The 24,856-nt window shown below is 54.9% G+C and carries 24 protein-coding genes and 4 tRNA genes; all 28 read right to left on the bottom strand.

The genetic code is table 11. The features are described from left to right. The 28 genes from rpsC to birA all read right to left on the bottom strand — a co-directional run bounded on the left by rpsC (position 1) and on the right by birA (position 24,695). Positions 1-687 (bottom strand): 30S ribosomal protein S3, encoded by a 687-nt coding sequence (rpsC, locus tag ACWKV5_RS25575; protein WP_003176422.1) that lies wholly within the window; start codon positions 685-687, stop codon positions 1-3. A gap of 13 nt (positions 688-700) precedes the next feature. Continuing rightward, a complete protein-coding gene (rplV, locus tag ACWKV5_RS25570) occupies positions 701-1,033 on the bottom strand; it encodes a 50S ribosomal protein L22 (RefSeq protein ID WP_003103908.1) in 333 nt (110 codons plus the stop codon). A gap of 11 nt (positions 1,034-1,044) precedes the next feature. Beyond that, a complete protein-coding gene (rpsS, locus tag ACWKV5_RS25565) occupies positions 1,045-1,320 on the bottom strand; it encodes a 30S ribosomal protein S19 (RefSeq protein ID WP_002555486.1) in 276 nt (91 codons plus the stop codon). 16 nt (positions 1,321-1,336) lie between these two features. Then, a complete protein-coding gene (gene rplB / locus ACWKV5_RS25560; protein ID WP_003176423.1) occupies positions 1,337-2,161 on the bottom strand; it encodes a 50S ribosomal protein L2 in 825 nt (274 codons plus the stop codon). A 14-nt stretch (positions 2,162-2,175) separates the two neighbouring features. After that, positions 2,176-2,475, bottom strand: coding sequence for a 50S ribosomal protein L23 (rplW, locus tag ACWKV5_RS25555; protein ID WP_002555488.1), 300 nt, complete (start codon positions 2,473-2,475; stop codon positions 2,176-2,178). Continuing rightward, complete coding sequence (gene rplD, locus ACWKV5_RS25550; RefSeq protein ID WP_007896707.1) at positions 2,472-3,074, bottom strand: 50S ribosomal protein L4; 603 nt, start codon at positions 3,072-3,074, stop codon at positions 2,472-2,474. The genes rplW and rplD overlap by 4 nt, the downstream gene beginning before the upstream one ends. 12 nt (positions 3,075-3,086) lie before the next feature. Then, positions 3,087-3,722 carry a 50S ribosomal protein L3 gene (gene rplC / locus ACWKV5_RS25545; RefSeq protein WP_003186059.1) on the bottom strand — a complete coding sequence of 212 codons (636 nt, stop codon included), beginning with the start codon at positions 3,720-3,722 and terminating at the stop codon, positions 3,087-3,089. A gap of 80 nt (positions 3,723-3,802) precedes the next feature. Beyond that, positions 3,803-4,114, bottom strand: coding sequence for a 30S ribosomal protein S10 (gene rpsJ, locus ACWKV5_RS25540; RefSeq protein ID WP_003186070.1), 312 nt, complete (start codon positions 4,112-4,114; stop codon positions 3,803-3,805). Positions 4,115-4,273: 159 nt separating this feature from the next. Next, complete coding sequence (tuf, locus tag ACWKV5_RS25535; protein ID WP_483843511.1) at positions 4,274-5,467, bottom strand: elongation factor Tu; 1,194 nt, start codon at positions 5,465-5,467, stop codon at positions 4,274-4,276. Between the two features lie 30 nt (positions 5,468-5,497). Next, complete coding sequence (gene fusA / locus ACWKV5_RS25530; RefSeq protein WP_483843513.1) at positions 5,498-7,603, bottom strand: elongation factor G; 2,106 nt, start codon at positions 7,601-7,603, stop codon at positions 5,498-5,500. Between the two features lie 30 nt (positions 7,604-7,633). Continuing rightward, positions 7,634-8,104: a 30S ribosomal protein S7 gene (gene rpsG, locus ACWKV5_RS25525; protein WP_002555493.1), complete on the bottom strand. Its 471-nt coding sequence runs from the start codon at positions 8,102-8,104 to the stop codon at positions 7,634-7,636. Positions 8,105-8,222: 118 nt separating this feature from the next. Further along, positions 8,223-8,594 (bottom strand): 30S ribosomal protein S12, encoded by a 372-nt coding sequence (gene rpsL / locus ACWKV5_RS25520; protein WP_002555494.1) that lies wholly within the window; start codon positions 8,592-8,594, stop codon positions 8,223-8,225. A 216-nt stretch (positions 8,595-8,810) separates the two neighbouring features. Next, positions 8,811-13,010 (bottom strand): DNA-directed RNA polymerase subunit beta', encoded by a 4,200-nt coding sequence (rpoC, locus tag ACWKV5_RS25515; RefSeq protein WP_008145492.1) that lies wholly within the window; start codon positions 13,008-13,010, stop codon positions 8,811-8,813. Positions 13,011-13,074: 64 nt separating this feature from the next. After that, on the bottom strand, positions 13,075-17,148 hold the full coding sequence (rpoB, locus tag ACWKV5_RS25510) for a DNA-directed RNA polymerase subunit beta (RefSeq protein WP_007946139.1): 4,074 nt from the start codon (positions 17,146-17,148) through the stop codon (positions 13,075-13,077). A gap of 220 nt (positions 17,149-17,368) precedes the next feature. Further along, entirely contained in the window at positions 17,369-17,734 is a 366-nt protein-coding gene (rplL, locus tag ACWKV5_RS25505; RefSeq protein WP_483843512.1) for a 50S ribosomal protein L7/L12, read from the bottom strand. A 78-nt stretch (positions 17,735-17,812) separates the two neighbouring features. Then, a complete protein-coding gene (rplJ, locus tag ACWKV5_RS25500) occupies positions 17,813-18,313 on the bottom strand; it encodes a 50S ribosomal protein L10 (protein ID WP_007946141.1) in 501 nt (166 codons plus the stop codon). A gap of 198 nt (positions 18,314-18,511) precedes the next feature. After that, positions 18,512-19,207 (bottom strand): 50S ribosomal protein L1, encoded by a 696-nt coding sequence (gene rplA, locus ACWKV5_RS25495; RefSeq protein WP_003186095.1) that lies wholly within the window; start codon positions 19,205-19,207, stop codon positions 18,512-18,514. Further along, entirely contained in the window at positions 19,207-19,638 is a 432-nt protein-coding gene (rplK, locus tag ACWKV5_RS25490; RefSeq protein WP_003176435.1) for a 50S ribosomal protein L11, read from the bottom strand. The genes rplA and rplK overlap by 1 nt, the downstream gene beginning before the upstream one ends. A gap of 117 nt (positions 19,639-19,755) precedes the next feature. Further along, entirely contained in the window at positions 19,756-20,289 is a 534-nt protein-coding gene (gene nusG / locus ACWKV5_RS25485) for a transcription termination/antitermination protein NusG (RefSeq protein ID WP_007896622.1), read from the bottom strand. A 9-nt stretch (positions 20,290-20,298) separates the two neighbouring features. Next, on the bottom strand, positions 20,299-20,667 hold the full coding sequence (gene secE, locus ACWKV5_RS25480) for a preprotein translocase subunit SecE (protein ID WP_007896620.1): 369 nt from the start codon (positions 20,665-20,667) through the stop codon (positions 20,299-20,301). A 45-nt stretch (positions 20,668-20,712) separates the two neighbouring features. Then, positions 20,713-20,788 (bottom strand) — tRNA-Trp (locus tag ACWKV5_RS25475). A 53-nt stretch (positions 20,789-20,841) separates the two neighbouring features. Further along, entirely contained in the window at positions 20,842-22,035 is a 1,194-nt protein-coding gene (gene tuf / locus ACWKV5_RS25470; protein ID WP_483843511.1) for an elongation factor Tu, read from the bottom strand. 84 nt (positions 22,036-22,119) lie between these two features. Beyond that, positions 22,120-22,195: transfer RNA gene (locus ACWKV5_RS25465), tRNA-Thr, on the bottom strand. A 26-nt stretch (positions 22,196-22,221) separates the two neighbouring features. Next, positions 22,222-22,295, bottom strand: a tRNA-Gly gene (locus tag ACWKV5_RS25460). 24 nt (positions 22,296-22,319) lie between these two features. After that, positions 22,320-22,404, bottom strand: a tRNA-Tyr gene (locus ACWKV5_RS25455). 144 nt (positions 22,405-22,548) lie between these two features. Further along, complete coding sequence (locus ACWKV5_RS25450; protein WP_483843510.1) at positions 22,549-22,989, bottom strand: hypothetical protein; 441 nt, start codon at positions 22,987-22,989, stop codon at positions 22,549-22,551. Between the two features lie 7 nt (positions 22,990-22,996). Further along, complete coding sequence (locus ACWKV5_RS25445) at positions 22,997-23,746, bottom strand: pantothenate kinase (protein WP_483843509.1); 750 nt, start codon at positions 23,744-23,746, stop codon at positions 22,997-22,999. Next, positions 23,736-24,695: a bifunctional biotin--[acetyl-CoA-carboxylase] ligase/biotin operon repressor BirA gene (birA, locus tag ACWKV5_RS25440; RefSeq protein ID WP_483843508.1), complete on the bottom strand. Its 960-nt coding sequence runs from the start codon at positions 24,693-24,695 to the stop codon at positions 23,736-23,738. Before birA ends, ACWKV5_RS25445 begins: the two co-directional genes overlap by 11 nt. Positions 24,696-24,856: the final 161 nt, after the last annotated feature.

Raw genomic sequence — 24,856 nt, 5'->3', positions numbered from 1 at the left:
TTACTTAGCAGCTTTTTTACGAGGCGCTGGTGCTTGTGGTTTCAGTTCTTCTTGGCGACCACCAATTACTTCGCCTTTGAAGATCCAAACCTTTACACCGATCACACCGTAAGTGGTGTGAGCTTCGTAGTTGGCATAGTCGATGTCGGCACGCAGGGTGTGCAGTGGCACACGACCTTCGCGATACCATTCAGTACGTGCGATTTCAGCACCGCCGAGACGACCGCTCACTTGGATTTTGATGCCTTTGGCACCAATGCGCATGGCGTTCTGAACAGCGCGCTTCATAGCGCGACGGAACATTACGCGACGCTCCAGCTGCTGAGCTACGCTCTGCGCAACCAGCATACCGTCGAGCTCCGGCTTGCGGATCTCTTCGATATTGATGTGCACAGGCACACCCATTTGCTTGGTCAGGTCCTGACGCAGTTTCTCAACATCTTCACCTTTCTTCCCGATAACGATACCTGGACGAGCGGTGTGGATGGTGATACGTGCAGTCTGAGCCGGACGATGGATATCGATACGGCTTACGGACGCGCTTTTTAGTTTGTCTTGGAGATACTCACGCACCTTCAGATCAGCGAACAAATAGTCCGCATAAGTCCGACCGTCTGCGTACCAGACGGAGGTGTGCTCCTTGACGATTCCCAGGCGAATGCCAATGGGATGTACTTTCTGACCCATCTCTTCGACTCCGTTACTTGTCAGCAACCTTGACAGTGATATGGCAAGACCGCTTGACGATGCGATCAGCACGGCCTTTGGCACGTGGCATGATGCGCTTCAGCGAACGCCCTTCGTTGACGAAAACGGTGCTGACTTTAAGGTCATCAACGTCTGCGCCTTCGTTATGCTCGGCGTTGGCTACGGCCGACTCCAGCACTTTCTTCATGATCTCGGCGGCTTTCTTACTGCTGAAAGCCAACAAGTTGAGCGCTTCGCCCACCTTCTTCCCGCGGATCTGGTCGGCGACCAAGCGGGCTTTCTGGGCGGAGATTCGAGCGCCCGACAACTTAGCGGCTACTTCCATTTCCTAACCCCTTAACGCTTGGCTTTCTTGTCTGCCACGTGCCCACGATAAGTGCGGGTACCGGCGAACTCGCCCAGTTTGTGGCCGACCATGTCTTCGTTAACGAGAACTGGGACGTGTTGACGACCGTTGTGTACTGCGATGGTCAAACCGACCATTTGTGGCAGGATCATCGAACGACGCGACCAGGTTTTCACCGGTTTGCGATCGTTCTTTTCCGCCGCCACTTCGATCTTCTTCAGTAGGTGAAGATCGATAAAAGGACCTTTTTTCAGAGAACGTGGCACTGTCGTATCCCTCTATTTACTTGCGACGACGGACGATCATTTTGTCGGTACGCTTATTACCACGAGTCTTCGCGCCCTTAGTCGGGAAGCCCCATGGCGATACCGGATGACGACCACCAGAGGTACGACCTTCACCACCACCATGTGGGTGGTCAACCGGGTTCATGGCAACACCACGAACGGTTGGGCGAACGCCACGCCAGCGTTTGGCACCAGCTTTACCCAGCGAACGCAGGCTGTGCTCGGAGTTCGAGACTTCGCCCAGGGTCGCGCGGCATTCAGCCAGCACTTTACGCATCTCACCAGAACGCAGACGCAGGGTCACGTAGACACCTTCACGAGCGATCAGCTGAGCCGAAGCACCAGCGGAACGAGCGATCTGTGCGCCCTTACCTGGCTTCAATTCGATGCCGTGTACGGTGCTACCAACTGGAATGTTACGCAGTTGCAGAGCGTTGCCCGGCTTGATCGGTGCCAGAGCACCTGCGATCAGCTGGTCACCAGCACTCACGCCTTTAGGGGCGATGATGTAGCGACGCTCGCCATCTGCGTACAGCAGCAGAGCGATGTGAGCAGTACGGTTTGGATCGTATTCAATACGCTCGACAGTGGCAGAGATGCCATCTTTGTCGTTGCGACGGAAATCGACCAGACGATAATGCTGCTTATGGCCACCACCGATGTGACGAGTGGTAATGCGACCATTGTTGTTACGACCACCAGTCTTCGATTTTTTCTCGAGCAGCGGTGCGTGAGGAGCGCCTTTATGCAGCTCCTGGTTGACCACCTTGACCACAAAACGGCGGCCAGGGGAAGTCGGTTTGCATTTAACGATTGCCATGATGCACCCCTTCCTTACTCAGCACTGCTGCTGAAATCGAGATCTTGGCCTGGCTGAAGGGAGATAACTGCCTTCTTCCAGTCATTACGCTTGCCCAGACCGCGAGCAGTGCGCTTGCTCTTACCCAGAACATTCAGGGTAGTAACACGCTCTACTTTCACGCTGAACAGGCTTTCGACGGCCTTCTTGATTTCCAGCTTGGTTGCGTCAGTTGCAACCTTGAAAACGAACTGGCCTTTTTTGTCAGCCAGAACCGTAGCCTTCTCGGAAACGTGCGGGCCAAGCAGAACTTTAAATACGCGTTCCTGGTTCATCCCAGCAGCTCCTCGAATTTCTTCACGGCCGACACGGTGATCAACACCTTGTCGTATGCGATCAGACTAACTGGATCGGAACCTTGCACGTCACGTACATCAACGTGTGGCAGGTTACGAGCAGCCAGGTACAGGTTCTGATCAACGACTTCAGACACGATCAAGACGTCAGTCAAGCCCATGCCGGTCAGTTTGTTCAGCAGATCTTTGGTCTTCGGTGCATCAACAGCGAAGTCCTGAACCACTACCAGACGATCAGTACGCACCAGCTCAGCAAGGATGGAACGCATTGCTGCGCGATACATCTTCTTGTTCAGCTTCTGGGTGTGATCCTGAGGACGAGCTGCGAAAGTGGTACCGCCGCCACGCCAGATTGGGCTACGGATAGTACCGGCACGAGCACGGCCAGTACCTTTCTGACGCCATGGGCGCTTACCGCCACCACGAACGTCGGAACGGGTCTTTTGCTGCTTGGAACCCTGACGGCCGCCGGCCATGTAGGCCACGACTGCTTGGTGAACCAGCGTCTCGTTGAATTCGCCGCCAAATGTCAGTTCGGAAACTTCGATCGCTTGAGCGTCATTTACATTTAATTGCATGTCAGCTTCCCCTTAACCGCGAGCCTTGGCTGCTGGACGTACAACCAAGTTGCCGCCAGTAGCGCCAGGAACAGCGCCCTTGACCAACAACAGATTGCGTTCAGCGTCCACGCGCACTACTTCGAGGGACTGCACGGTCACGCGCTCAGCGCCCATATGACCGGACATTTTTTTGCCCTTGAATACACGACCAGGAGTCTGGCACTGGCCGATAGAGCCTGGAACGCGGTGGGACACGGAGTTACCGTGGGTATTATCTTGCCCGCGGAAGTTCCAACGCTTGATCGTACCCTGGAAGCCTTTACCCTTGGACTGACCGGTTACATCAACCAGTTGACCAGCGGCGAAGATTTCAGCGTTGATCAGATCGCCGGCCTGGTACTCGCCTTCTTCAAGGCGGAATTCCATTACGGTGCGACCAGCGGCAACGTTCGCTTTAGCGAAGTGGCCAGCTTGAGCAGCTGTAACACGCGAAGCACGACGCTCGCCTACAGTGACTTGCACTGCACGATAGCCATCGGTCTCTTCAGTTTTGAACTGGGTGACGCGATTCGGTTCGATCTCAATGACCGTGACCGGAATGGAGACACCTTCTTCGGTGAAAATACGGGTCATACCGCATTTACGACCGACTACACCAATAGTCATGTTGTAAACCTCATGAGTGTACGGGGCTTTCACCCGCTATGGCCGCCCATTTCAGAGCGTTACACGACTAAGACCGAGTCTTAGCCGAGGCTGATCTGCACTTCCACACCGGCCGCAAGATCAAGCTTCATAAGAGCATCAACGGTTTTATCCGTTGGCTGGACGATGTCCAGAACACGCTTATGAGTACGGATCTCGTACTGGTCACGCGCGTCTTTGTTGACGTGCGGGGAGACCAGAACGGTGAACCGCTCTTTACGGGTAGGCAGTGGAATTGGACCACGCACTTGAGCACCAGTACGTTTCGCGGTTTCCACGATTTCCTGGGTGGATTGGTCGATCAGGCGATGGTCAAAAGCCTTCAACCTGATACGGATTTGCTGATTTTGCATTGGATTTCAGACTCCGGCTGCTATTCCCACCGAGCGCAATACGCCCGTTAAAAGGAGGCGCAATTCTATAGACGCCCCAGATAGGTGTCAACCCAATAAAAAAGGCCCCCGCTAAGCGGGGGCCTTCTTAAAAAAATCGAGCTATCTCAGAAGAGATAATTACTCGATGATTTTAGCTACAACGCCAGCACCAACGGTACGGCCGCCTTCACGGATAGCGAAGCGCAGACCGTCTTCCATTGCGATGGTTTTGATCAGGGTAACAGTCATTTGAATGTTGTCACCTGGCATTACCATTTCAACGCCTTCTGGCAATTCGCAGTTACCGGTCACGTCAGTAGTACGGAAGTAGAACTGTGGACGGTAGCCTTTGAAGAACGGAGTATGACGGCCGCCTTCTTCCTTGCTCAGAACGTAAACTTCTGCGGTGAACTTGGTGTGCGGCTTAACCGAACCCGGTTTAACCAGAACCTGGCCACGCTCAACGTCGTCACGCTTGGTGCCGCGCAGCAGCACGCCGCAGTTCTCGCCAGCACGACCTTCGTCGAGCAGCTTGCGGAACATTTCAACACCGGTGCAGGTGGTGACGGTAGTGTCACGCAGACCAACGATTTCCAGTGGATCCTGAACGCGAACGATACCGCGCTCGATACGACCAGTCACAACAGTACCGCGACCGGAGATCGAGAATACGTCTTCGATTGGCATCAGGAACGGCTTGTCGGTCAGACGAACTGGCTCTGGGATGTAGCTGTCCAGGGTTTCAACCAGTTTACGAACGGCAGTGGTGCCCATTTCGTTGTCGTCTTTGCCTTCCAGAGCCATACGCGCCGAACCGATGATGATCGGAGTGTCGTCGCCTGGGAAGTCGTAAGTGCTCAGCAGATCGCGCACTTCCATCTCAACCAGCTCCAGCAGCTCAGCGTCGTCTACCAGGTCAGCCTTATTCAGGAAAACCACGATGTACGGAACGCCTACCTGACGGGACAGCAGGATGTGCTCACGGGTTTGTGGCATCGGACCATCAGCGGCCGAGCAAACCAGGATAGCGCCGTCCATCTGGGCAGCACCGGTGATCATGCTCTTCACATAGTCAGCGTGACCTGGGCAGTCAACGTGAGCGTAGTGACGGATCTTCGAGTTGTACTCGACGTGTGCGGTGTTGATGGTGATACCACGAGCTTTTTCTTCTGGCGCGCTGTCGATTTTATCGAAATCAACGATGGCCGAACCGAATACTTCGGAGCAGACGCGAGTCAGAGCTGCAGTCAGAGTGGTTTTACCGTGGTCAACGTGACCGATGGTGCCAACGTTGACGTGCGGTAGGGAACGATCAAATTTTTCTTTAGCCACGACAATTAACTCCTTGCCTAAAGGGCTGAATCAGCCTTGTTTTTTGGTAACAGTTTCGACGATGTGCGACGGAGCTGTATTGTATTTTTTGAATTCCATAGAGTAGCTTGCGCGACCCTGGGACATGGAACGAACGTCGGTCGCATAACCGAACATCTCGCCCAGCGGAACTTCGGCGCGAATCACTTTGCCGGAGACCGTGTCTTCCATACCCAAAATCATGCCGCGACGACGGTTAAGGTCGCCCATCACGTCACCCATATAGTCTTCAGGCGTAACAACCTCTACCGCCATGATCGGCTCAAGCAACTCACCACCGCCCTTCTGGGCCAGTTGCTTGGTCGCCATGGAAGCAGCCACCTTAAACGCCATCTCGTTGGAGTCGACGTCGTGGTAAGAACCATCAAACACGGTAGCCTTCAGGCCGATCAGCGGATAGCCGGCAACAACGCCGTTCTTCATCTGCTCTTCGATACCCTTCTGGATCGCCGGGATGTATTCCTTAGGAACCACACCACCCACGACTTCGTTCACGAATTGCAGACCTTCCTGACCTTCGTCAGCAGGAGCAAAACGAATCCAGCAATGGCCGAACTGACCACGACCGCCGGATTGACGAACGAATTTGCCTTCGATTTCACAGTTCTTCGTGATGCGCTCACGATAGGAAACCTGAGGCTTACCAATGTTGGCTTCGACGTTGAACTCACGGCGCATCCGGTCAACCAGGATGTCCAGGTGCAGCTCGCCCATGCCGGAGATGATCGTTTGACCAGTCTCTTCATCGGTTTTTACGCGGAAAGATGGATCTTCCTGAGCAAGTTTGCCCAGAGCGATACCCATTTTTTCCTGGTCATCCTTGGTCTTAGGCTCTACGGCAACCGAAATAACCGGCTCCGGGAAGTCCATACGAACCAGGATGATTGGCTTGTCAGCGTTGCACAAAGTTTCACCAGTGGTGACGTCCTTCATGCCGATCAAGGCCGCGATGTCACCAGCGCGTACTTCCTTGATTTCTTCACGGGCGTTTGCGTGCATTTGCACCATACGACCCACGCGCTCTTTCTTGCCTTTAACCGAGTTGATCACGCCGTCGCCGGAGGCCAACACGCCCGAGTAAACTCGAACAAAGGTCAAGGTACCCACGAATGGGTCGGTAGCGATCTTGAACGCCAGAGCCGAGAACGGCTCGTTGTCGTCTGCATGACGCTCCAGCTCGATAGTCTCGTCATCCGGGTCAGTACCCTTGATGGCAGGAATTTCGGAAGGAGCAGGCAGGTAGTCGATAACGGCGTCGAGAACCAGGGGAACACCCTTGTTCTTGAAGGAAGAACCGCAAACAGCCAGAACGATCTCACCAGCGATAGTACGCTGACGCAGAGCGGCCTTGATTTCCGCGTTGGTGAGTTCTTCACCTTCGAGGTACTTGTTCATCAGCTCTTCGCTGGCTTCTGCCGCGGCTTCAATCATGTTGCCGCGCCACTCGTTAGCCAGTTCCTGCAGTTCAGCAGGGATAGGCTCGCGACGTGGAACCATACCTTTGTCAGCATCGTTCCAGTAAACAGCTTCCATGGACATCAGATCGATCTGACCCTGGAAGTTGTCTTCGGAACCGATAGCCAACTGGATAGGCACTGGAGTGTGACCCAGACGCTGCTTGATCTGGCCGATCACGCGCAGGAAGTTCGCACCAGCACGGTCCATCTTGTTTACGTAAACAAGACGTGGAACGCCGTACTTGTTGGCTTGACGCCATACGGTTTCCGACTGAGGCTCAACACCCGAGGTGCCGCAGAACACAACAACCGCGCCATCGAGAACACGCAGGGAACGTTCAACTTCAATAGTGAAGTCAACGTGGCCCGGGGTGTCGATGACGTTGAAGCGGTATTGGTCCTTGTGCTGCTTCTCGGAACCCTGCCAGAAGGCGGTAATAGCAGCAGAAGTAATGGTAATACCACGCTCCTGCTCCTGCACCATCCAGTCTGTGGTCGCGGCGCCGTCATGCACCTCGCCCATCTTGTGGCTTTTGCCAGTGTAAAAAAGGACGCGCTCGGTGGTGGTGGTTTTACCAGCATCCACGTGAGCAACGATACCAATGTTACGGTAGCGGTTAATCGGTGTAGTACGAGCCATAAAGCCCTCGCAAAATTAGTGACGCTAAAATTAGAAGCGGTAGTGCGAGAAAGCCTTGTTGGCTTCAGCCATACGGTGCACGTCTTCACGCTTCTTAACTGCAGCACCTTTACCTTCAGCGGCGTCCAACAGTTCGCCAGCCAAACGCAGAGCCATAGACTTCTCGCCGCGCTTGCGGGCGAAGTCTACCAACCAGCGCATTGCCAGAGCGTTACGACGGGACGGACGAACTTCGACCGGAACCTGGTAAGTAGCACCGCCTACACGGCGCGACTTTACTTCGACCAGCGGAGCGATGGCGTCGAGAGCTTTCTCGAAGATTTCCAGGGGATCGCTGTTCTTGCGTTCTTTAACTTTTTCCAGCGCGCCATAAACGATACGTTCGGCAACGGCTTTCTTGCCGCTTTCCATAACGTGGTTCATGAACTTGGCCAGGATCTGGCTGCCGTACTTTGGATCGTCAAGCACTTCGCGCTTGGCTGCTACGCGTCTTCTTGGCATGGATAAGCCCTCAAACGGTCTTCAGGTTCGCTCGGAATCGGTGCCCTTGCGGGACGCCTCCGACCTTACTCTTATCGACTCAGAAAAATAGAAAATCAGTTTTTACAAAAAGCCGCTACTACTTAGGCTTCTTGGTACCGTACTTCGAACGACCCTGGTTACGACCTTTAACGCCGGAAGTATCCAAAGAACCGCGTACGGTGTGGTAACGAACACCTGGCAAGTCTTTTACACGACCGCCGCGGATCAGTACCACGCTGTGCTCTTGCAGGTTGTGGCCTTCACCGCCGATGTACGAGGAAACCTCGAAACCGTTGGTCAGACGCACACGGCATACTTTACGCAGTGCCGAGTTAGGTTTTTTCGGCGTGGTGGTATACACACGGGTGCATACGCCACGACGTTGCGGGCAGTTCTGCAGCGCAGGCACGTCGGATTTCTCGACGATACGCTTACGCGGCTGACGTACCAGCTGGTTGATAGTTGCCATCTACTAGCTCCACTGTTGTCTTGCGACGCTATTGTCTTGCAAGAAAAGCAAAATGGCAGGAACGAATTCCCGCCAAATTTAGGGGTACAAGAGTCTAAAGAGGATCTTGTCCCCAGTCAAGGCAAGGCCCCGACCTCCCCACCCATCGAACCTCGACAAATTGTCTCGATTCGATGAACGGAGCAGCCAGGGCCTTACACTCATTTATCGCAGAACTCAGTTACCGCTAGAGTTCAGCGCTTCGGTCAGTGCAGCTTCCACTTCACTGGCGCTTACGCGCAACGGTTTGTCAGCATCACGGCGACGCTTACGCTCGCTGTGATAAGCCAGACCGGTACCAGCCGGGATCAGACGACCCACGACCACGTTTTCTTTCAGGCCGCGCAGGTAATCGCGCTTGCCGGTTACCGCCGCTTCGGTCAGTACGCGAGTGGTTTCCTGGAAGGAAGCCGCCGAGATGAACGATTCGGTGGACAACGACGCCTTGGTGATACCCAACAGCACGCGAGTGAACTTGGAAACGAATTTCTCGTCGCCAGCCAGACGCTCGTTCTCTACCAGAACGTGAGTCAACTCCATCTGGTCGCCCTTGATGAAAGTCGAGTCGCCGGATTCAGCGATTTCAACCTTACGCAACATCTGACGCAGGATGGTCTCGATGTGCTTGTCGTTGATCTTCACGCCTTGCAGACGATAAACGTCCTGGATCTCGTTCACGATGTACTTGGCCAGCGCACTCACACCCAGCAGACGCAGGATGTCGTGTGGATCGCTCGGGCCGTCGGAGATAACTTCGCCGCGGTTTACCTGTTCGCCTTCGAAGACGTTCAGGTGACGCCACTTAGGAATCAGCTCTTCGTACGGATCGGTACCGTCGTTCGGGGTGATAACCAGACGGCGCTTGCCTTTGGTCTCTTTACCGAACGCGATGGTGCCGCTGACTTCAGCCAGAATCGAGGCTTCTTTCGGACGACGGGCCTCGAACAAGTCGGCAACACGTGGCAGACCACCGGTGATGTCACGGGTCTTCGAAGTCTCTTGCGGGATACGAGCGATAACATCACCGATCGCAATCTTCGCACCGTCCGCTACACCAACCAGGGCGTTAGCAGGCAGGAAGTACTGAGCAATTACGTCGGTACCCGGCAGCAAGAGATCCTTGCCGTTGTCATCAACCATCTTCACAGCAGGACGGATATCTTTACCGGCAGCTGGACGGTCTTTGGCGTCGAGTACTTCAATGTTGGTCATACCGGTCAATTCGTCAGTCTGACGCTTGATCGTGATGCCTTCTTCCATGCCCACGTAGGTCACGGTACCTTTCATTTCGGTAACGATTGGGTGAGTGTGCGGATCCCACTTGGCCACGATTGCGCCAGCGTCGACCTTGTCACCTTCTTTAACCGAAATCACAGCACCGTACGGCAGCTTGTAACGCTCGCGCTCACGACCGAAGTCATCAGCGATTGCCAGCTCACCGGAACGGGACACAGCAACCAGGCAACCATCCACTCGCTCCACGTGCTTCAAATTGTGCAGACGAACGGTACCGCCATTCTTCACCTGGACGCTGTCCGCAGCGGAGGTCCGGCTTGCCGCACCACCGATGTGGAACGTACGCATGGTCAGCTGGGTACCCGGCTCACCGATGGACTGGGCAGCGATAACGCCGACCGCTTCACCGATGTTCACCTGGTGACCACGAGCCAGATCACGGCCGTAGCACTTGGCGCAAATGCCATAGCGGGTTTCGCAGCTGATCGGCGAACGCACGATCACTTCATCGATGCTGTTCAGCTCGATGAACTCAACCCACTTCTCGTCTACCAGCGTGCCGGCAGGAACGATGATTTCTTCGGTACCTGGCTTGAACACGTCACGGGCAATAACACGACCCAATACGCGCTCACCCAGCGGCTCAACAACGTCACCGCCTTCAATGTGCGGAGTCATTACCAGGCCGTGTTCGGTGCCGCAATCGATCTCGGTCACAACCAGATCCTGCGCCACGTCTACCAGACGACGAGTCAGGTAACCGGAGTTCGCAGTTTTCAACGCGGTATCCGCCAAACCTTTACGAGCACCGTGAGTGGAGATGAAGTACTGAAGTACGCTCAAACCTTCACGGAAGTTCGCAGTAATCGGCGTTTCGATGATGGAACCATCCGGCTTGGCCATCAGGCCACGCATACCGGCGAGCTGACGGATCTGCGCAGCAGAACCCCGTGCGCCCGAGTCGGCCATCATGTACATCGAGTTGAAGGACTCTTGGTCGACTTCGACGCCATGGCGGTCGATGACTTTCTCTTTCGAGAGGTTGGCCATCATCGCCTTGGAAACTTCGTCGTTCGCCTTGGACCAAAGGTCGATCACTTTGTTGTACTTCTCGCCCTGGGTTACCAGGCCGGAGGCGTACTGACTTTCGATCTCTTTCACTTCATCAGTAGCAGCATTGATGATGCGGGCTTTTTCATCCGGGATAACGAAGTCGTTAACACCGATGGAAACGCCGGAGATGGTCGAATAAGCAAAACCGGTGTACATCAACTGGTCAGCGAAGATCACGGTCTCTTTCAAACCAACCACGCGGTAGCACTGGTTGATCAGCTTGGAGATCGCCTTTTTCTTCATCGGCTGGTTGACGACGTCGTACGACAGGCCAGGTGGAACAACCTGGAACAACAGCGCACGGCCGACAGTAGTGTCGACGATACGGGTGTTCTTGACGCTGCCACCATCACGATCGTTGACGGTTTCGTTGATCCGCACTTTGACTTTAGCGTGCAGTGCGGCTTCGCCGGCACGGAACACACGGTCAACTTCTTGCAGATCCGCGAACACACGACCTTCGCCCTTGGCGTTGATCGCTTCACGAGTCATGTAGTACAGACCCAATACAACGTCCTGCGAAGGAACGATGATTGGCTCACCGTTGGCTGGCGACAGAATGTTGTTGGTCGACATCATCAACGCACGCGCTTCCAACTGGGCTTCCAGCGTCAGCGGTACGTGCACGGCCATTTGGTCGCCGTCGAAGTCGGCGTTGTACGCAGCACAGACCAGAGGGTGCAGCTGGATAGCCTTACCTTCGATCAGTACCGGTTCAAACGCCTGGATACCCAGACGGTGAAGGGTCGGTGCACGGTTGAGGAGAACCGGGTGTTCGCGAATAACTTCAGCGAGAACGTCCCAAACCTCTGGCAGCTCGCGCTCGACCATCTTCTTGGCAGCTTTGATGGTGGTCGCGAGACCACGCATTTCCAGCTTGCCGAAAATGAACGGCTTGAACAGCTCGAGAGCCATTTTTTTCGGCAGACCGCACTGGTGCAGACGCAGGGTCGGACCTACGGTAATTACCGAACGACCGGAGTAGTCAACACGCTTACCGAGCAAGTTCTGACGGAAACGACCTTGCTTACCCTTGATCATGTCAGCCAGGGATTTCAGAGGACGCTTGTTGGAACCGGTGATAGCGCGACCACGACGACCGTTGTCGAGCAGTGCGTCGACGGCTTCCTGCAACATACGCTTTTCGTTGCGCACGATGATGTCCGGAGCGGACAGATCGAGCAGACGCTTCAAGCGGTTGTTACGGTTGATCACTCGACGATACAGATCGTTGAGGTCGGAAGTCGCGAAGCGACCGCCATCCAGCGGGACCAGTGGACGCAGATCTGGCGGCAGAACCGGCAGAACGGTCAGCACCATCCATTCTGGAAGGTTGCCGGAACCCTGGAAGGCTTCCATCAACTTCAGACGCTTGGACAGCTTCTTGATTTTGGTTTCGGAGTTGGTTTGCGGAATTTCTTCACGCAGACGGCCAATCTCGTGCTCCAGGTCGATAGCGTGCAGCAGTTCACGGACAGCTTCGGCACCCATGCGGGCATCGAAATCGTCGCCGAACTCTTCCAGCGCTTCGAAGTACTGCTCGTCGTTGAGCAGCTGACCTTTTTCAAGGGTGGTCATGCCTGGATCGATAACGACATAGCTCTCGAAGTAGAGAACGCGTTCGATATCACGCAGGGTCATGTCCATCAGCAAACCGATACGCGACGGCAGCGATTTCAGGAACCAGATGTGGGCAACCGGCGAGGCCAGTTCGATGTGCGCCATGCGCTCACGACGAACTTTAGCCAGCGCGACTTCAACGCCGCACTTCTCGCAGATCACACCACGGTGCTTCAAGCGCTTGTACTTACCGCACAGGCACTCGTAATCCTTCACCGGGCCAAAGATCTTGGCGCAGAACAGGCCGTCACGTTCAGGTTTGAACGTACGGTAGTTGATGGTTTCCGGCTTTTTAACTTCACCGAACGACCACGAACGGATCATCTCAGGCGATGCCAATCCAATACGGATGGCGTCGAACTCTTCGACTTGACCCTGGTTTTTCAGCAAATTCAGTAGGTCTTTCAAGGCCTTTCCTCCTGGCGGAGCAGAGAGCGGGCAATCCTGCCCCGCTCTCGATTCGCGTCACGTGTTATTCGGTTTCCAGATCGATATCGATGCCGAGGGAACGAATTTCCTTGATCAACACGTTGAAAGACTCGGGCATGCCCGGCTCCATACGGTGATCGCCATCCACGATGTTTTTGTACATCTTGGTACGGCCGTTCACATCGTCCGACTTCACTGTGAGCATTTCTTGCAGAGTGTAAGCGGCACCGTAAGCTTCCAGTGCCCAGACCTCCATCTCCCCGAAACGCTGACCACCGAACTGCGCCTTACCACCCAGCGGCTGCTGGGTAACCAGGCTGTACGAACCGGTAGAACGAGCGTGCATCTTGTCGTCTACCAAGTGGTTCAGCTTCAGCATGTACATGTAGCCAACAGTAACCGGGCGCTCAAACTTGTTGCCGGTACGGCCGTCGGTCAGCTGCATCTGGCCGCTTTCTGGCAGGTCTGCCAGTTTCAGCATGGCCTTGATTTCGCTTTCCTTGGCGCCGTCGAACACTGGAGTGGCCATTGGAACACCGCCACGCAGGTTCTTCGCCAGATCCAGGATTTCCTGGTCGGAGAAGCTATCCAGATCTTCGTTACGACCGCCGATCTGGTTGTAGATCTCGTCCAAGAAGGTACGAAGCTCAGCAACTTTGCGCTGCTCTTCGATCATCCGGTTGATCTTCTCGCCCAGACCTTTGGCCGCGAGGCCGAGGTGGGTTTCAAGGATCTGACCAACGTTCATACGCGAAGGTACGCCCAACGGGTTGAGGACAACATCGACCGGGGTGCCATTGGCATCGTGCGGCATGTCTTCAACCGGCATGATCACGGAGACCACACCCTTGTTACCGTGACGACCGGCCATCTTGTCGCCCGGCTGGATGCGGCGACGGATTGCCAGGTAAACCTTGACGATTTTCAGCACGCCTGGAGCCAGGTCATCGCCCTGCTGCAGTTTGCGCTTTTTGTCTTCGAACTTGTCGTCCAGCAGACGGCGACGATCAACGATGTAGGCCTGAGCCTTCTCGAGCTGCTCGTTCAGAGCATCTTCAGCCATGCGCAGTTTGAACCACTGACCATGCTCAAGACCGTCGAGAACTTCGTCGGTGATGTCCTGACCTTTCTTCAGACCGGCGCCGCCTTCGGCTTTGTGGCCGACCAGAGCGGAACGCAGACGTTCGAAAGTTGCGCCTTCAACGATACGGAACTCTTCGTTCAGATCCTTGCGGATCTCGTCGAGCTGAGTCTTCTCGATCGACAGTGCACGAGCATCACGCTCAACGCCGTCACGGGTGAAGACCTGTACGTCGATGACGGTACCCTTGGTGCCGGTAGGCACGCGCAGGGAGGTGTCTTTAACGTCGCTGGCTTTTTCACCGAAGATCGCACGCAACAGCTTCTCTTCCGGAGTCAGTTGGGTCTCGCCTTTCGGAGTGACCTTACCGACCAGAATGTCGCCTGCGCCAACTTCAGCACCTACGTAAACGATACCGGCTTCGTCCAGTTTGTTCAGTGCAGCTTCACCCACGTTCGGGATGTCTGCAGTGATTTCCTCTGGCCCAAGCTTGGTGTCACGTGCCACACAGGTCAGTTCCTGAATGTGGATCGTGGTGAAGCGATCTTCCTGAACCACACGCTCGGACAGGCAGATGGAGTCTTCGAAGTTGAAGCCGTTCCATGCCATGAACGCGATGCGCATGTTCTGACCCAGAGCCAGCTCACCCATGTCGGTGGACGGGCCGTCAGCCATGATGTCGCTGCGCTGAACCCGATCACCTTTACGCACCAGCGGACGCTGGTTGATGCAGGTGTTCTGGTTGGAGCGGGTGTACTTGGTCAGGTTGTAGATGTCGACACCAGCTTCGCCGGTTTCAACTTCGTCATCAGCAACACGAACCACGATACGGCTGGCGTCGACGGAATCGATAACGCCGCCACGACGAGCCACGACGCAAACGCCGGAGTCACGAGCTACGTTACGCTCCATGCCGGTACCGACCAGCGGCTTGTCAGCGCGCAGGGTTGGTACAGCTTGACGCTGCATGTTCGAACCCATCAACGCACGGTTGGCGTCGTCGTGCTCGAGGAACGGGATCAGCGACGCAGCAACCGAAACTACCTGCTTCGGCGATACGTCCATCAAGGTGACGTCTTCCGGCGCCTTGACGGTGAATTCGTTCAAGTGACGAACAGCTACCAGCTCGTCGATCAGGACTTTCTTGTCGTTCATCGTGGCCGAAGCCTGAGCGATCACGTGATCAGCTTCTTCGATGGCGGACAGGAACACGATCTCGTCGGTGACCAGAGCGTCTTTCACCACACGGTACGGGCTCTCGAGGAAGCCGTACTGGTTGGTGCGCGCATAAGCGGCCAGGGAGTTGATCAGACCGATGTTCGGACCTTCCGGCGTTTCAATCGGGCATACACGACCGTAGTGAGTCGGGTGTACGTCACGCACTTCAAAGCCAGCACGCTCACGAGTCAAACCGCCAGGGCCGAGTGCAGAAACACGACGCTTGTGGGTGATCTCGGACAGCGGGTTGTTCTGGTCCATGAACTGGGACAGCTGGCTGGAACCGAAGAACTCTTTCACCGCCGCAGCCACTGGCTTGGCGTTGATCAGGTCTTGCGGCATCAGGCCTTCGCTTTCAGCCATCGACAGACGCTCTTTGACCGCACGCTCAACACGTACCAGGCCAACGCGGAACTGGTTCTCGGCCATTTCGCCTACGCAGCGAACACGACGGTTACCCAGGTGGTCGATGTCATCGACGATGCCCTTGCCGTTACGGATGTCGACCAGAGTCTTCAGTACCGCGACGATGTCTTCTTTACACAACACGCCCGAACCTTCGATCTCGGTACGACCGATACGACGGTTGAACTTCATCCGGCCGACCGCAGACAGGTCATAGCGCTCAGGGCTGAAGAACAGGTTGTTGAACAGAGTCTCGGCAGCGTCCTTGGTTGGCGGCTCGCCTGGACGCATCATGCGATAGATCTCGACCAGCGCTTCCAATTGGTTGCTGGTGGAGTCGATCTTCAGTGTGTCGGAGACGAACGGACCGCAGTCGATATCGTTGGTGTACAGAGTTTCGATGCGAACAACCTGAGCCTTGGCGATTTTGGCCAGGATCTCGGTGTTCAGCTCGGTGTTGCACTCTGCCAGGATTTCGCCGGTTGCCGGATGCACGATGGCCTTGGCGGTAGTGCGACCCAGGACGTAGTCCAGAGGCACTTCCAGGGTCTTGAGACCGGCTTTTTCGATCTGGTTGATGTGGCGCGCAGTAATACGACGACCAGCCTCAACGATGACCTTGCCCTTCTCGTCCTGAATATCAAGAACAGCGATTTCACCACGCAGACGCGAAGCAATCAGTTCCAGACTGAGGGTTTCGCCGCTCAGGTGAAAAACGTTGGTGGTGTAGAACGCGTCGAGCACTTCTTCAGTGGTATAGCCGAGCGCGCGCAGCAATACCGATGCAGGCAGCTTGCGACGACGGTCGATACGCACGAACACGCAGTCTTTCGGATCGAACTCGAAGTCCAACCACGAACCGCGGTAAGGAATGATGCGCGCGGAGTACAGCAGTTTGCCGGAGCTGTGCGTCTTGCCACGGTCGTGGTCGAAGAACACGCCCGGGGAACGGTGCAGCTGGGAAACGATTACACGCTCGGTACCGTTGATTACGAAGGTACCGTTCTCAGTCATCAGGGGGATTTCACCCATGTAGACTTCTTGCTCTTTAATGTCCTTGATCGCTTTGTTCGACGACTCTTTGTCGAAAATGATCAGGCGCACTTTTACCCGCAAAGGTACGGCGTAAGTTACACCGCGCAATACGCATTCTTTGACATCAAATGCCGGTTCGCCCAGGCGATAACCGACGTACTCCAGCGCAGCATTGCCGGAGTAGCTGATGATCGGGAAAACGGATTTGAAGGCCGCATGCAGGCCCACGTCGCGGAACTGATCTTTAGTCGCTCCCGCTTGCAAGAATTCACGATACGAATCCAGCTGGATGGCCAGGAGGTACGGCACATCCATGACGTCCGGCAACTTGCTAAAGTCCTTGCGGATACGTTTTTTCTCAGTATATGAGTAAGCCATCAGCGTTCCCCAGCTTGGTCACCTGCTTGTTTGGCCCCTCCCGACGGGAGCAGCCAGAAAATCGTGCAAACCCCATGGTTTGCGCCACCACATCGGGTGGATACAGCTCGTTATCAGCACCGACCCAGTCGGCTGCCAATAACGGAAAAAGGCCGGTGGCAAGAGCCACCAGCCATCAGCCTTTCGCTTTACGCTCGGGCTGGAGGAGCAAAGTCGATGCTTACTTCAGCTCGACTTTAGCGCCTGCTTCTTCCAGAGTAGCTTTGGCTTTGTCGCCTGCGTCTTTCGACACAGCTTCCAGAACCATGGCAGGAGCGCCGTCAACTACAGCCTTGGCTTCTTTCAGGCCCAGACCGGTCAGTTCACGTACTGCCTTGATCACGTTAACTTTCTTCTCGCCAGCTTCCAGCAGCATGACGTTGAATTCGGTTTGCTCTTCAACAACGGCAGCAGCAGCAGCTGGACCAGCCGATGCAGCAGCAGCGGAAACGCCGAATTTTTCTTCGAAAGCTTTGATCAGCTCAACAACCTGCAGAACCGACATTTCAGCTACGGCGTTGAGGATATCGTCTTGGGAGATAGACATTGCTGTATTTCCTGAATTGGGGGACGGCCTACGCGGCCATCGAAATAAACAAAAATACGCGAGAAGAGGTGCTCAGCCTTAGGCTGCGGCAGCTTCTTTTTGCTCGCGAACTGCAGCCAGAATACGAGCCAGCTTGCTGGTAGCGCCTTGAATCACGCTCATCAGCTGCGAAATAGCTTCGTCACGGGTCGGCAGTGTTGCCAGTACGTCGATTTGGTTAGCTGCGAGGAACTTGCCCTCGAACGCAGCTGCCTTGATCTCGAACTTATCCTGACTCTTGGCGAATTCCTTGAACAAACGGGCAGCAGCGCCTGGATGATCCTTGGAGAACGCGATCAGAGTCGGGCCGGTGAACACGTCGTTGAGGACACTGTATTCAGTGTCAGCAACAGCGCGCTTGAGCAGGGTGTTACGTACAACACGTACATAAACGCCAGCTTCACGAGCCTCTTTACGGAGTCCGGTCATCGCGCCTACTGTTACGCCACGGGCATCAGCCACGACAGCGGACAGAGCGACTTTGGCAGCCTCGTTGACTTCAGCGACGATGGCCTTCTTGTCTTCGAGATTAATTGCCACGGGTTTAACTCCTGCTTGTTACCGTTTCATCTGGCCGGAGCCGGATGTCGTTTTGGTGTCTGATTCGGTAAGGAACCGGGAGCACCATCTGCGTAGGCTTGAGGTTTAAGACTTGCGTCGCCTACGGTCTTGGATAGCCCCCGCCAGGCAGGGACCCCAATCTTTCAATTGGCGCGATCACTCGCGCCAACCTGTGTCTTACGCGTCGAGCGAGCTTTGGTCGATGACCAGACCTGGGCCCATAGTGGTGCTCAGGGTAACGCGCTTGACGTAAATGCCTTTCGAGGAAGCTGGCTTGATACGCTTCAGATCAGCGATCAGGGCTTCAACGTTTTCCTTCAGCTTGACGGCGTCGAAGCCGATCTTGCCAACGGAAGTGTGAATGATGCCGTTTTTGTCGGTGCGATAACGAACCTGACCAGCCTTGGCGTTTTTAACCGCGGTAGCTACGTCTGGAGTTACGGTGCCGACTTTAGGGTTAGGCATCAGGCCGCGTGGACCGAGGATCTGACCCAACTGACCAACAACGCGCATTGCATCCGGGGATGCGATAACTACGTCATAGTTCAGGTCGCCGCCTTTCATTTCGGCAGCCAGGTCGTCCATACCTACACGGTCAGCGCCGGCAGCCAGAGCGGCCTCAGCAGCTGGACCCTGGGTGAACACAGCAACGCGAACGGTCTTGCCAGTGCCGTGTGGCAGCACAGTAGCGCTACGAACAACCTGGTCAGATTTACGCGGGTCAACACCCAGGTTAACAGCAACGTCGAACGACTCGCTGAACTTGACAGTCGACAGCTCAGCCAGCAGAGCAGCAGCGTCTACAAAGTTGTAGGCCTTGCCTGCTTCGATTTTGCCGGCGATAGCCTTTTGACGCTTGGTCAACTTAGCCATTACACACCCTCCACGTTAAGGCCCATGCTACGAGCAGAACCGGCGATAGTACGCACGGCTGCGTCCATATCAGCTGCAGTCAGATCCGCGTTTTTGGTTTTCGCGATTTCTTCCAGCTGAGCACGGGTCACGGTGCCAACCTTAACGGTGTTCGGACGAGCGGAACCGCTAGTCAGACCAGCAGCCTTCTTCAGCAGAACCGAAGCAGGGGTGGACTTGGTTTCAAAAGTGAAGCTACGGTCGCTGTAGACAGTGATGATCACTGGAGTCGGCAGACCTGGCTCAAGACCCTGAGTACGGGCGTTGAAGGCCTTGCAGAATTCCATGATGTTCACGCCGTGCTGACCCAGAGCAGGACCAACAGGTGGGCTTGGGTTAGCCTGAGCGGCCTTCACTTGCAGCTTGATGTAAGCGGTAATTTTCTTGGCCATGAGGCACTCCAATTACGGGTTCAAACGCCTCGAAAGGCTCCCCGGTTACTTGCGCGTTTATCCCAGTGACGACAAAACCCCACAGCCTAGGGCTGCGGGGTTGGGATGCTTGCTCAGCTAGACTTTTTCGACCTGGCTGAACTCTAGCTCTACCGGGGTAGAGCGACCGAAAATGAGCACTGCCACTTGGATCCGGCTCTTTTCGTAGTTAACTTCTTCAACCGTGCCGGTAAAATCAGCAAACGGTCCGTCATTGACACGTACAGACTCACCTGGCTCGAACAATGTCTTCGGCTTCGGCTTGTCGCTACCATCAGCAACGCGACGCAGAATTGCTTCTGCCTCTTTATCTGTGATTGGCGCAGGCTTGTCGGCAGTACCGCCAATGAAGCCCATCACCCGAGGTGTATCCTTGACCAAGTGCCAAGTACCCTCGTTCATATCCATCTGTACCAGCACGTAACCTGGGAAGAACTTGCGTTCGCTTTTGCGCTTCTGGCCATTACGCATTTCAACCACTTCTTCAGTGGGAACCAGAATTTCGCCGAAGCCATCTTCCATGCCAGCCAGCTTTACGCGCTCTACCAACGAGCGCATGACATGCTTCTCGTAACCGGAGTAAGCATGCACAACGTACCAACGCTTAGCCACGGGACACCCTTAGCCGACAATCAAGGAAACAAGCCAGCCGAGGAGGGAATCAAGCCCCCACAACAGCAACGCCATAACCAGAACAACAGCCACAACAATCAACGTGGTCTGCGTGGTTTCTTGGCGAGTTGGCCATACGACTTTACGAATCTCGGTGCGAGCTTCCTTAACCAGTACAAAGAAAGACTTGCCCTTGACTGTCTGCAGGCCTACAAAGGCAGCTACAGCAGCAATGACGAGCAGTGCAAGTACGCGGTACAGGATCGGCGAAGCAGAGTAATACTGATTGCCAACAACGCCAACAACCACCAAAGCGACTACTACTAGCCACTTGAGCAGATCGAAGCGAGAGCCTTGAGCTTCAGCTTTAGGAGTCATCTATGAAGATCCTGTGAAAAGAAAGCCAGACACACCAAGTGAATCTGGCAGGTCAGGAGGGAATCGAACCCCCAACCTACGGTTTTGGAGACCGTCGCTCTGCCAATTGAGCTACTGACCTAAAACAAAATCAGGCCGACCATTATGCCGGCCCGAAAAAGACATTACAACAATTTACTCGATGATTTTGGCTACGACACCAGCGCCGACGGTACGACCGCCTTCACGGATAGCGAAACGCAGACCATCTTCCATCGCGATGGTTTTGATCAGGGTAACAGTCATTTGAATGTTATCGCCTGGCATTACCATTTCAACGCCTTCTGGCAATTCGCAGTTACCGGTCACGTCAGTAGTACGGAAGTAGAACTGTGGACGGTAGCCTTTGAAGAACGGAGTATGACGGCCGCCTTCTTCCTTGCTCAGAACGTAAACTTCTGCGGTGAACTTGGTGTGCGGCTTAACCGAACCCGGTTTAACCAGAACCTGGCCACGCTCAACGTCGTCACGCTTGGTGCCGCGCAGCAGCACGCCGCAGTTCTCGCCAGCACGACCTTCGTCGAGCAGCTTGCGGAACATTTCAACACCGGTGCAGGTGGTGACGGTAGTGTCACGCAGACCAACGATTTCCAGTGGATCCTGAACGCGAACGATACCGCGCTCGATACGACCAGTCACAACAGTACCGCGACCGGAGATCGAGAATACGTCTTCGATTGGCATCAGGAACGGCTTGTCGGTCAGACGAACTGGCTCTGGGATGTAGCTGTCCAGGGTTTCAACCAGTTTACGAACGGCAGTGGTGCCCATTTCGTTGTCGTCTTTGCCTTCCAGAGCCATACGCGCCGAACCGATGATGATCGGAGTGTCGTCGCCTGGGAAGTCGTAAGTGCTCAGCAGATCGCGCACTTCCATCTCAACCAGCTCCAGCAGCTCAGCGTCGTCTACCAGGTCAGCCTTATTCAGGAAAACCACGATGTACGGAACGCCTACCTGACGGGACAGCAGGATGTGCTCACGGGTTTGTGGCATCGGACCATCAGCGGCCGAGCAAACCAGGATAGCGCCGTCCATCTGGGCAGCACCGGTGATCATGCTCTTCACATAGTCAGCGTGACCTGGGCAGTCAACGTGAGCGTAGTGACGGATCTTCGAGTTGTACTCGACGTGTGCGGTATTGATGGTGATACCACGAGCTTTTTCTTCTGGCGCGCTGTCGATTTTATCGAAATCAACGATGGCCGAACCGAAAACCTCGGAGCAAACACGAGTCAGAGCAGCAGTCAGCGTAGTCTTACCATGGTCAACGTGACCGATAGTACCAACGTTAACGTGCGGCAGCGAACGATCGAACTTTTCCTTAGCCATCGAAACAACCCCCAACAAAAGAATTGAGCAAGTAATATCAACCATTAAAACAAAGGCAGATATTTTCATATCTGCCTTGTTATATGGAGCTCTTGAGCGGATTTGAACCGCTGACCTCACCCTTACCAAGGGTGTGCTCTACCAACTGAGCTACAAGAGCGTAACACTTTGCAGGATCTGCAAACTTGGAGCGGGTAGCGGGAATCGAACCCGCATCATCAGCTTGGAAGGCTGAGGTTCTACCACTAAACTATACCCGCGGAGCTTGCAGCTCTCGCTAAAATTGGTGGAGGGGGAAGGATTCGAACCTTCGAAGTCGTAGACGTCAGATTTACAGTCTGATCCCTTTGGCCGCTCGGGAACCCCTCCTAAGCGAGCCGGCATTCTACATCATGCCAGCCTTCTGTCAAGCATTTTTCTCATTAAAAACCTGAGGTTAGCTGCGTTGACACCGCTTTCGCACTGCAGACCGCTAAAGGTCTTCACTGCGAAGCGGGCGCCATTCTATGCAAACTATTCAGCCGGTGCAACCCCCTCACACGGCATTATTTTATGTTTTAACTCATTGAATTCTTTAGAAAGGTTTAACAGCTGCAAATCATCCAGCAAACGCTGGCTTTCGGGGGCCACTCGCACCCAATAACCAGACGACTCGACGGCATCTTTCGGCAAAGACTGATACTTGACGCCTATCTCGCTCAGTCGGCGCCCAGCCACCTGGGCGGTCTCCTGACGAGCAAAGCCACCCAAATAGAGACAACCATTAACCGCTTCTGCAGGCTTTCCTTTATCTCGAGTCGTATCAGCCGCCTCGCTTAACAAGCGAATATCCTGTTGCGCCCCCCGGTACAAGCTCAAAGGCGTTACATCTTTCGCCCGCAGCGGCGCCTCTTGTTGATGCCAAATGTAATAAAAGACGTTGAGTACGAGCAGCAAGAGGAACAACCAGCGCATAAAAACCTCATGACAATGGACATGCCATCGCTAATCCTACAAAAATCAGGTCTGGAACCAGCCTGGCTTCGGGCACGATTCCGGAAACCAGCGTCGCATCACCCCCGGTAAGGAACACAGTAAACTCATCCCCCCAGTAACTACGCGCCAACTCCAACTGAGTCAGGACAAACCCCCTCAGCATAAGCGAGCATCCCCGCTCCACCGCTTCGACGGTTGTACGGCCAGGAGCGAGACTTTCGAGCGCTCGCTCGGCAGCCAGGTCACCGTATCGTATTTTGCGAGTATGGGTTCGCAACTGGTTGCGCATCAGGGGCATCCCGGGGCAGATAAAGCCACCGAGGTGCTCCCCGTCCGCAGCAATGAAGTCGGCCGTCACAGCAGTACCGAAATCAAGCACCAGGCATGCAGCGGAAGCCAGATGAAACCCTCCGAGCATTGCGAGCCAGCGATCGAGACCCAGCCGCTCAAACTCTTCATACCCGTTGCGCACCCCGGCCATTTCGCGGGCTGGTGTCGCGCATACCACGGACACACCGAAAGCTTGCGTCAATATAGAAGCTAAAGCGGCGGTTTCTTCAGCCGTTCTAACGCTGACCAACCGACAATGCTTAAGTGCAAGCCCATCAAGGTTGCTCAAACTCTCCAACAAAGCATCATCCGAATCAACCACACCCTCACTGAACACCCGCCTGACATCTGCACAGAGCACACGCCATTTGATAAAACTGTTTCCACAGTCGAGCTCAAGAATCATCACGCAACCTCAGACTGAGCTCACCACCACTAAAGACTTTTTCAACGCCATTTACTTTCAAGCGCAAAGCCCCCTGACTGTCGATACCCAATACCTCACCATCTATCTGGTTTACGCCGGCAATCAAAGACACTGCCCGCCCCTGCCAAAGATGGTTTTGCTCCCACTCCGACTGAATAGAGGAAAATCCGTCACGCTGGTGACGAGCCAGGTATTCCTGGAGCATCAAGCCCAATTTCGAAACCAGGTGATTGCGATTAAACGCCTTGCCTGACTCCAGACGCATTGACGTCCATAACTGATCAACCTCTTCAGTCATTTGCATATTGACGTTAATTCCAACACCCAACACCACATGACAGACATCCGCAGGATCACCCACCAATTCGAGCAGTATCCCGGCGATCTTTTTCTGCCCCACCAAAACATCATTGGGCCATTTTAACCCTACTCCCGGAACACCGAGCGCTCGCAATGTCTGCATGACCGCAAGACCGACAACCAGACTCAACCCCTCCAGTTGCCGCATTCCACCGTCAATGCGCAATACCAGGCTGTAATAGACGTTTTCTGCGAAAGGGCTTACCCACTTGCGCCCCCGCCGCCCGCGACCCGCCGTCTGGCGCTCGGCAAGCACCAAAAATGGCGCTGCCTGACCACGATCGATCGAGCGCAAGGCCTCAGCGTTGGTGGAGTCTATTGAGTCAAAGAGCAAAATTGGCCAGGCACAAGCAGGTGCCTCGTCCGCTATGGCGACAGGATCCAGTAGCGTCAACGGTGCAGCCAGCTGATATCCGCGACCGCGCACCTTATGAACTGACAAGCCAAGCTCAGCCTCTAGATGCTGAAGCTGCTTCCACACTGCACTACGACTGATCCCTAGTGCAGCACCCAGGGTCTGGCCCGAATGGAACCGGCCATCTTTAAGAAGCTTTAACAACGTCAGCATGCAAGTATCGCCTCACAATGAGGCCCGCATGATAGCCATGCCCCGAGCCGTTGCATAGAAACCCGACGAGACGGATTTCCTGCGGACAAAACAAAACCCCAACTGCTTTCGCAATTGGGGTTTCGGAATTTAATCTTGACGATGACCTACTCTCACATGGG

Source organism: Pseudomonas oplopanacis (assembly GCF_057128725.1).
This window is presented reverse-complemented; position numbering and strand designations above follow the sequence as displayed.

Bases quoted from the DNA above. Each gene is read 5' to 3' on its own strand.
- rplA (WP_003186095.1), bottom strand. From the start codon at position 19,207: ATGGCTAAGTTGACCAAGCGTCAAAAGGCTATCGCCGGCAAAATCGAA.
- rpsL (WP_002555494.1), bottom strand. From the start codon at position 8,594: ATGGCAACTATCAACCAGCTGGTACGTCAGCCGCGTAAGCGTATCGTC.
- ACWKV5_RS25450 (WP_483843510.1), bottom strand. From the start codon at position 22,989: ATGCGCTGGTTGTTCCTCTTGCTGCTCGTACTCAACGTCTTTTATTAC.
- rplW (WP_002555488.1), bottom strand. From the start codon at position 2,475: ATGAACCAGGAACGCGTATTTAAAGTTCTGCTTGGCCCGCACGTTTCC.
- rplL (WP_483843512.1), bottom strand. From the start codon at position 17,734: ATGTCTATCTCCCAAGACGATATCCTCAACGCCGTAGCTGAAATGTCG.
- rplB (WP_003176423.1), bottom strand. From the start codon at position 2,161: ATGGCAATCGTTAAATGCAAACCGACTTCCCCTGGCCGCCGTTTTGTG.
- secE (WP_007896620.1), bottom strand. From the start codon at position 20,667: ATGACTCCTAAAGCTGAAGCTCAAGGCTCTCGCTTCGATCTGCTCAAG.
- rpsJ (WP_003186070.1), bottom strand. From the start codon at position 4,114: ATGCAAAATCAGCAAATCCGTATCAGGTTGAAGGCTTTTGACCATCGC.
- rpsC (WP_003176422.1), bottom strand. From the start codon at position 687: ATGGGTCAGAAAGTACATCCCATTGGCATTCGCCTGGGAATCGTCAAG.
- rplC (WP_003186059.1), bottom strand. From the start codon at position 3,722: ATGACTATTGGTGTAGTCGGTCGTAAATGCGGTATGACCCGTATTTTC.
- fusA (WP_483843513.1), bottom strand. From the start codon at position 7,603: ATGGCTCGTACTACACCGATTAACCGCTACCGTAACATTGGTATCGTT.
- ACWKV5_RS25445 (WP_483843509.1), bottom strand. From the start codon at position 23,746: ATGATTCTTGAGCTCGACTGTGGAAACAGTTTTATCAAATGGCGTGTG.
- tuf (WP_483843511.1), bottom strand. From the start codon at position 22,035: ATGGCTAAGGAAAAGTTCGATCGTTCGCTGCCGCACGTTAACGTTGGT.
- rplV (WP_003103908.1), bottom strand. From the start codon at position 1,033: ATGGAAGTAGCCGCTAAGTTGTCGGGCGCTCGAATCTCCGCCCAGAAA.
- birA (WP_483843508.1), bottom strand. From the start codon at position 24,695: ATGCTGACGTTGTTAAAGCTTCTTAAAGATGGCCGGTTCCATTCGGGC.
- rpoB (WP_007946139.1), bottom strand. From the start codon at position 17,148: ATGGCTTACTCATATACTGAGAAAAAACGTATCCGCAAGGACTTTAGC.
- rplK (WP_003176435.1), bottom strand. From the start codon at position 19,638: ATGGCCAAGAAAATTACCGCTTACATCAAGCTGCAAGTGAAGGCCGCT.
- rplD (WP_007896707.1), bottom strand. From the start codon at position 3,074: ATGCAATTAAATGTAAATGACGCTCAAGCGATCGAAGTTTCCGAACTG.
- rpsG (WP_002555493.1), bottom strand. From the start codon at position 8,104: ATGCCAAGAAGACGCGTAGCAGCCAAGCGCGAAGTGCTTGACGATCCA.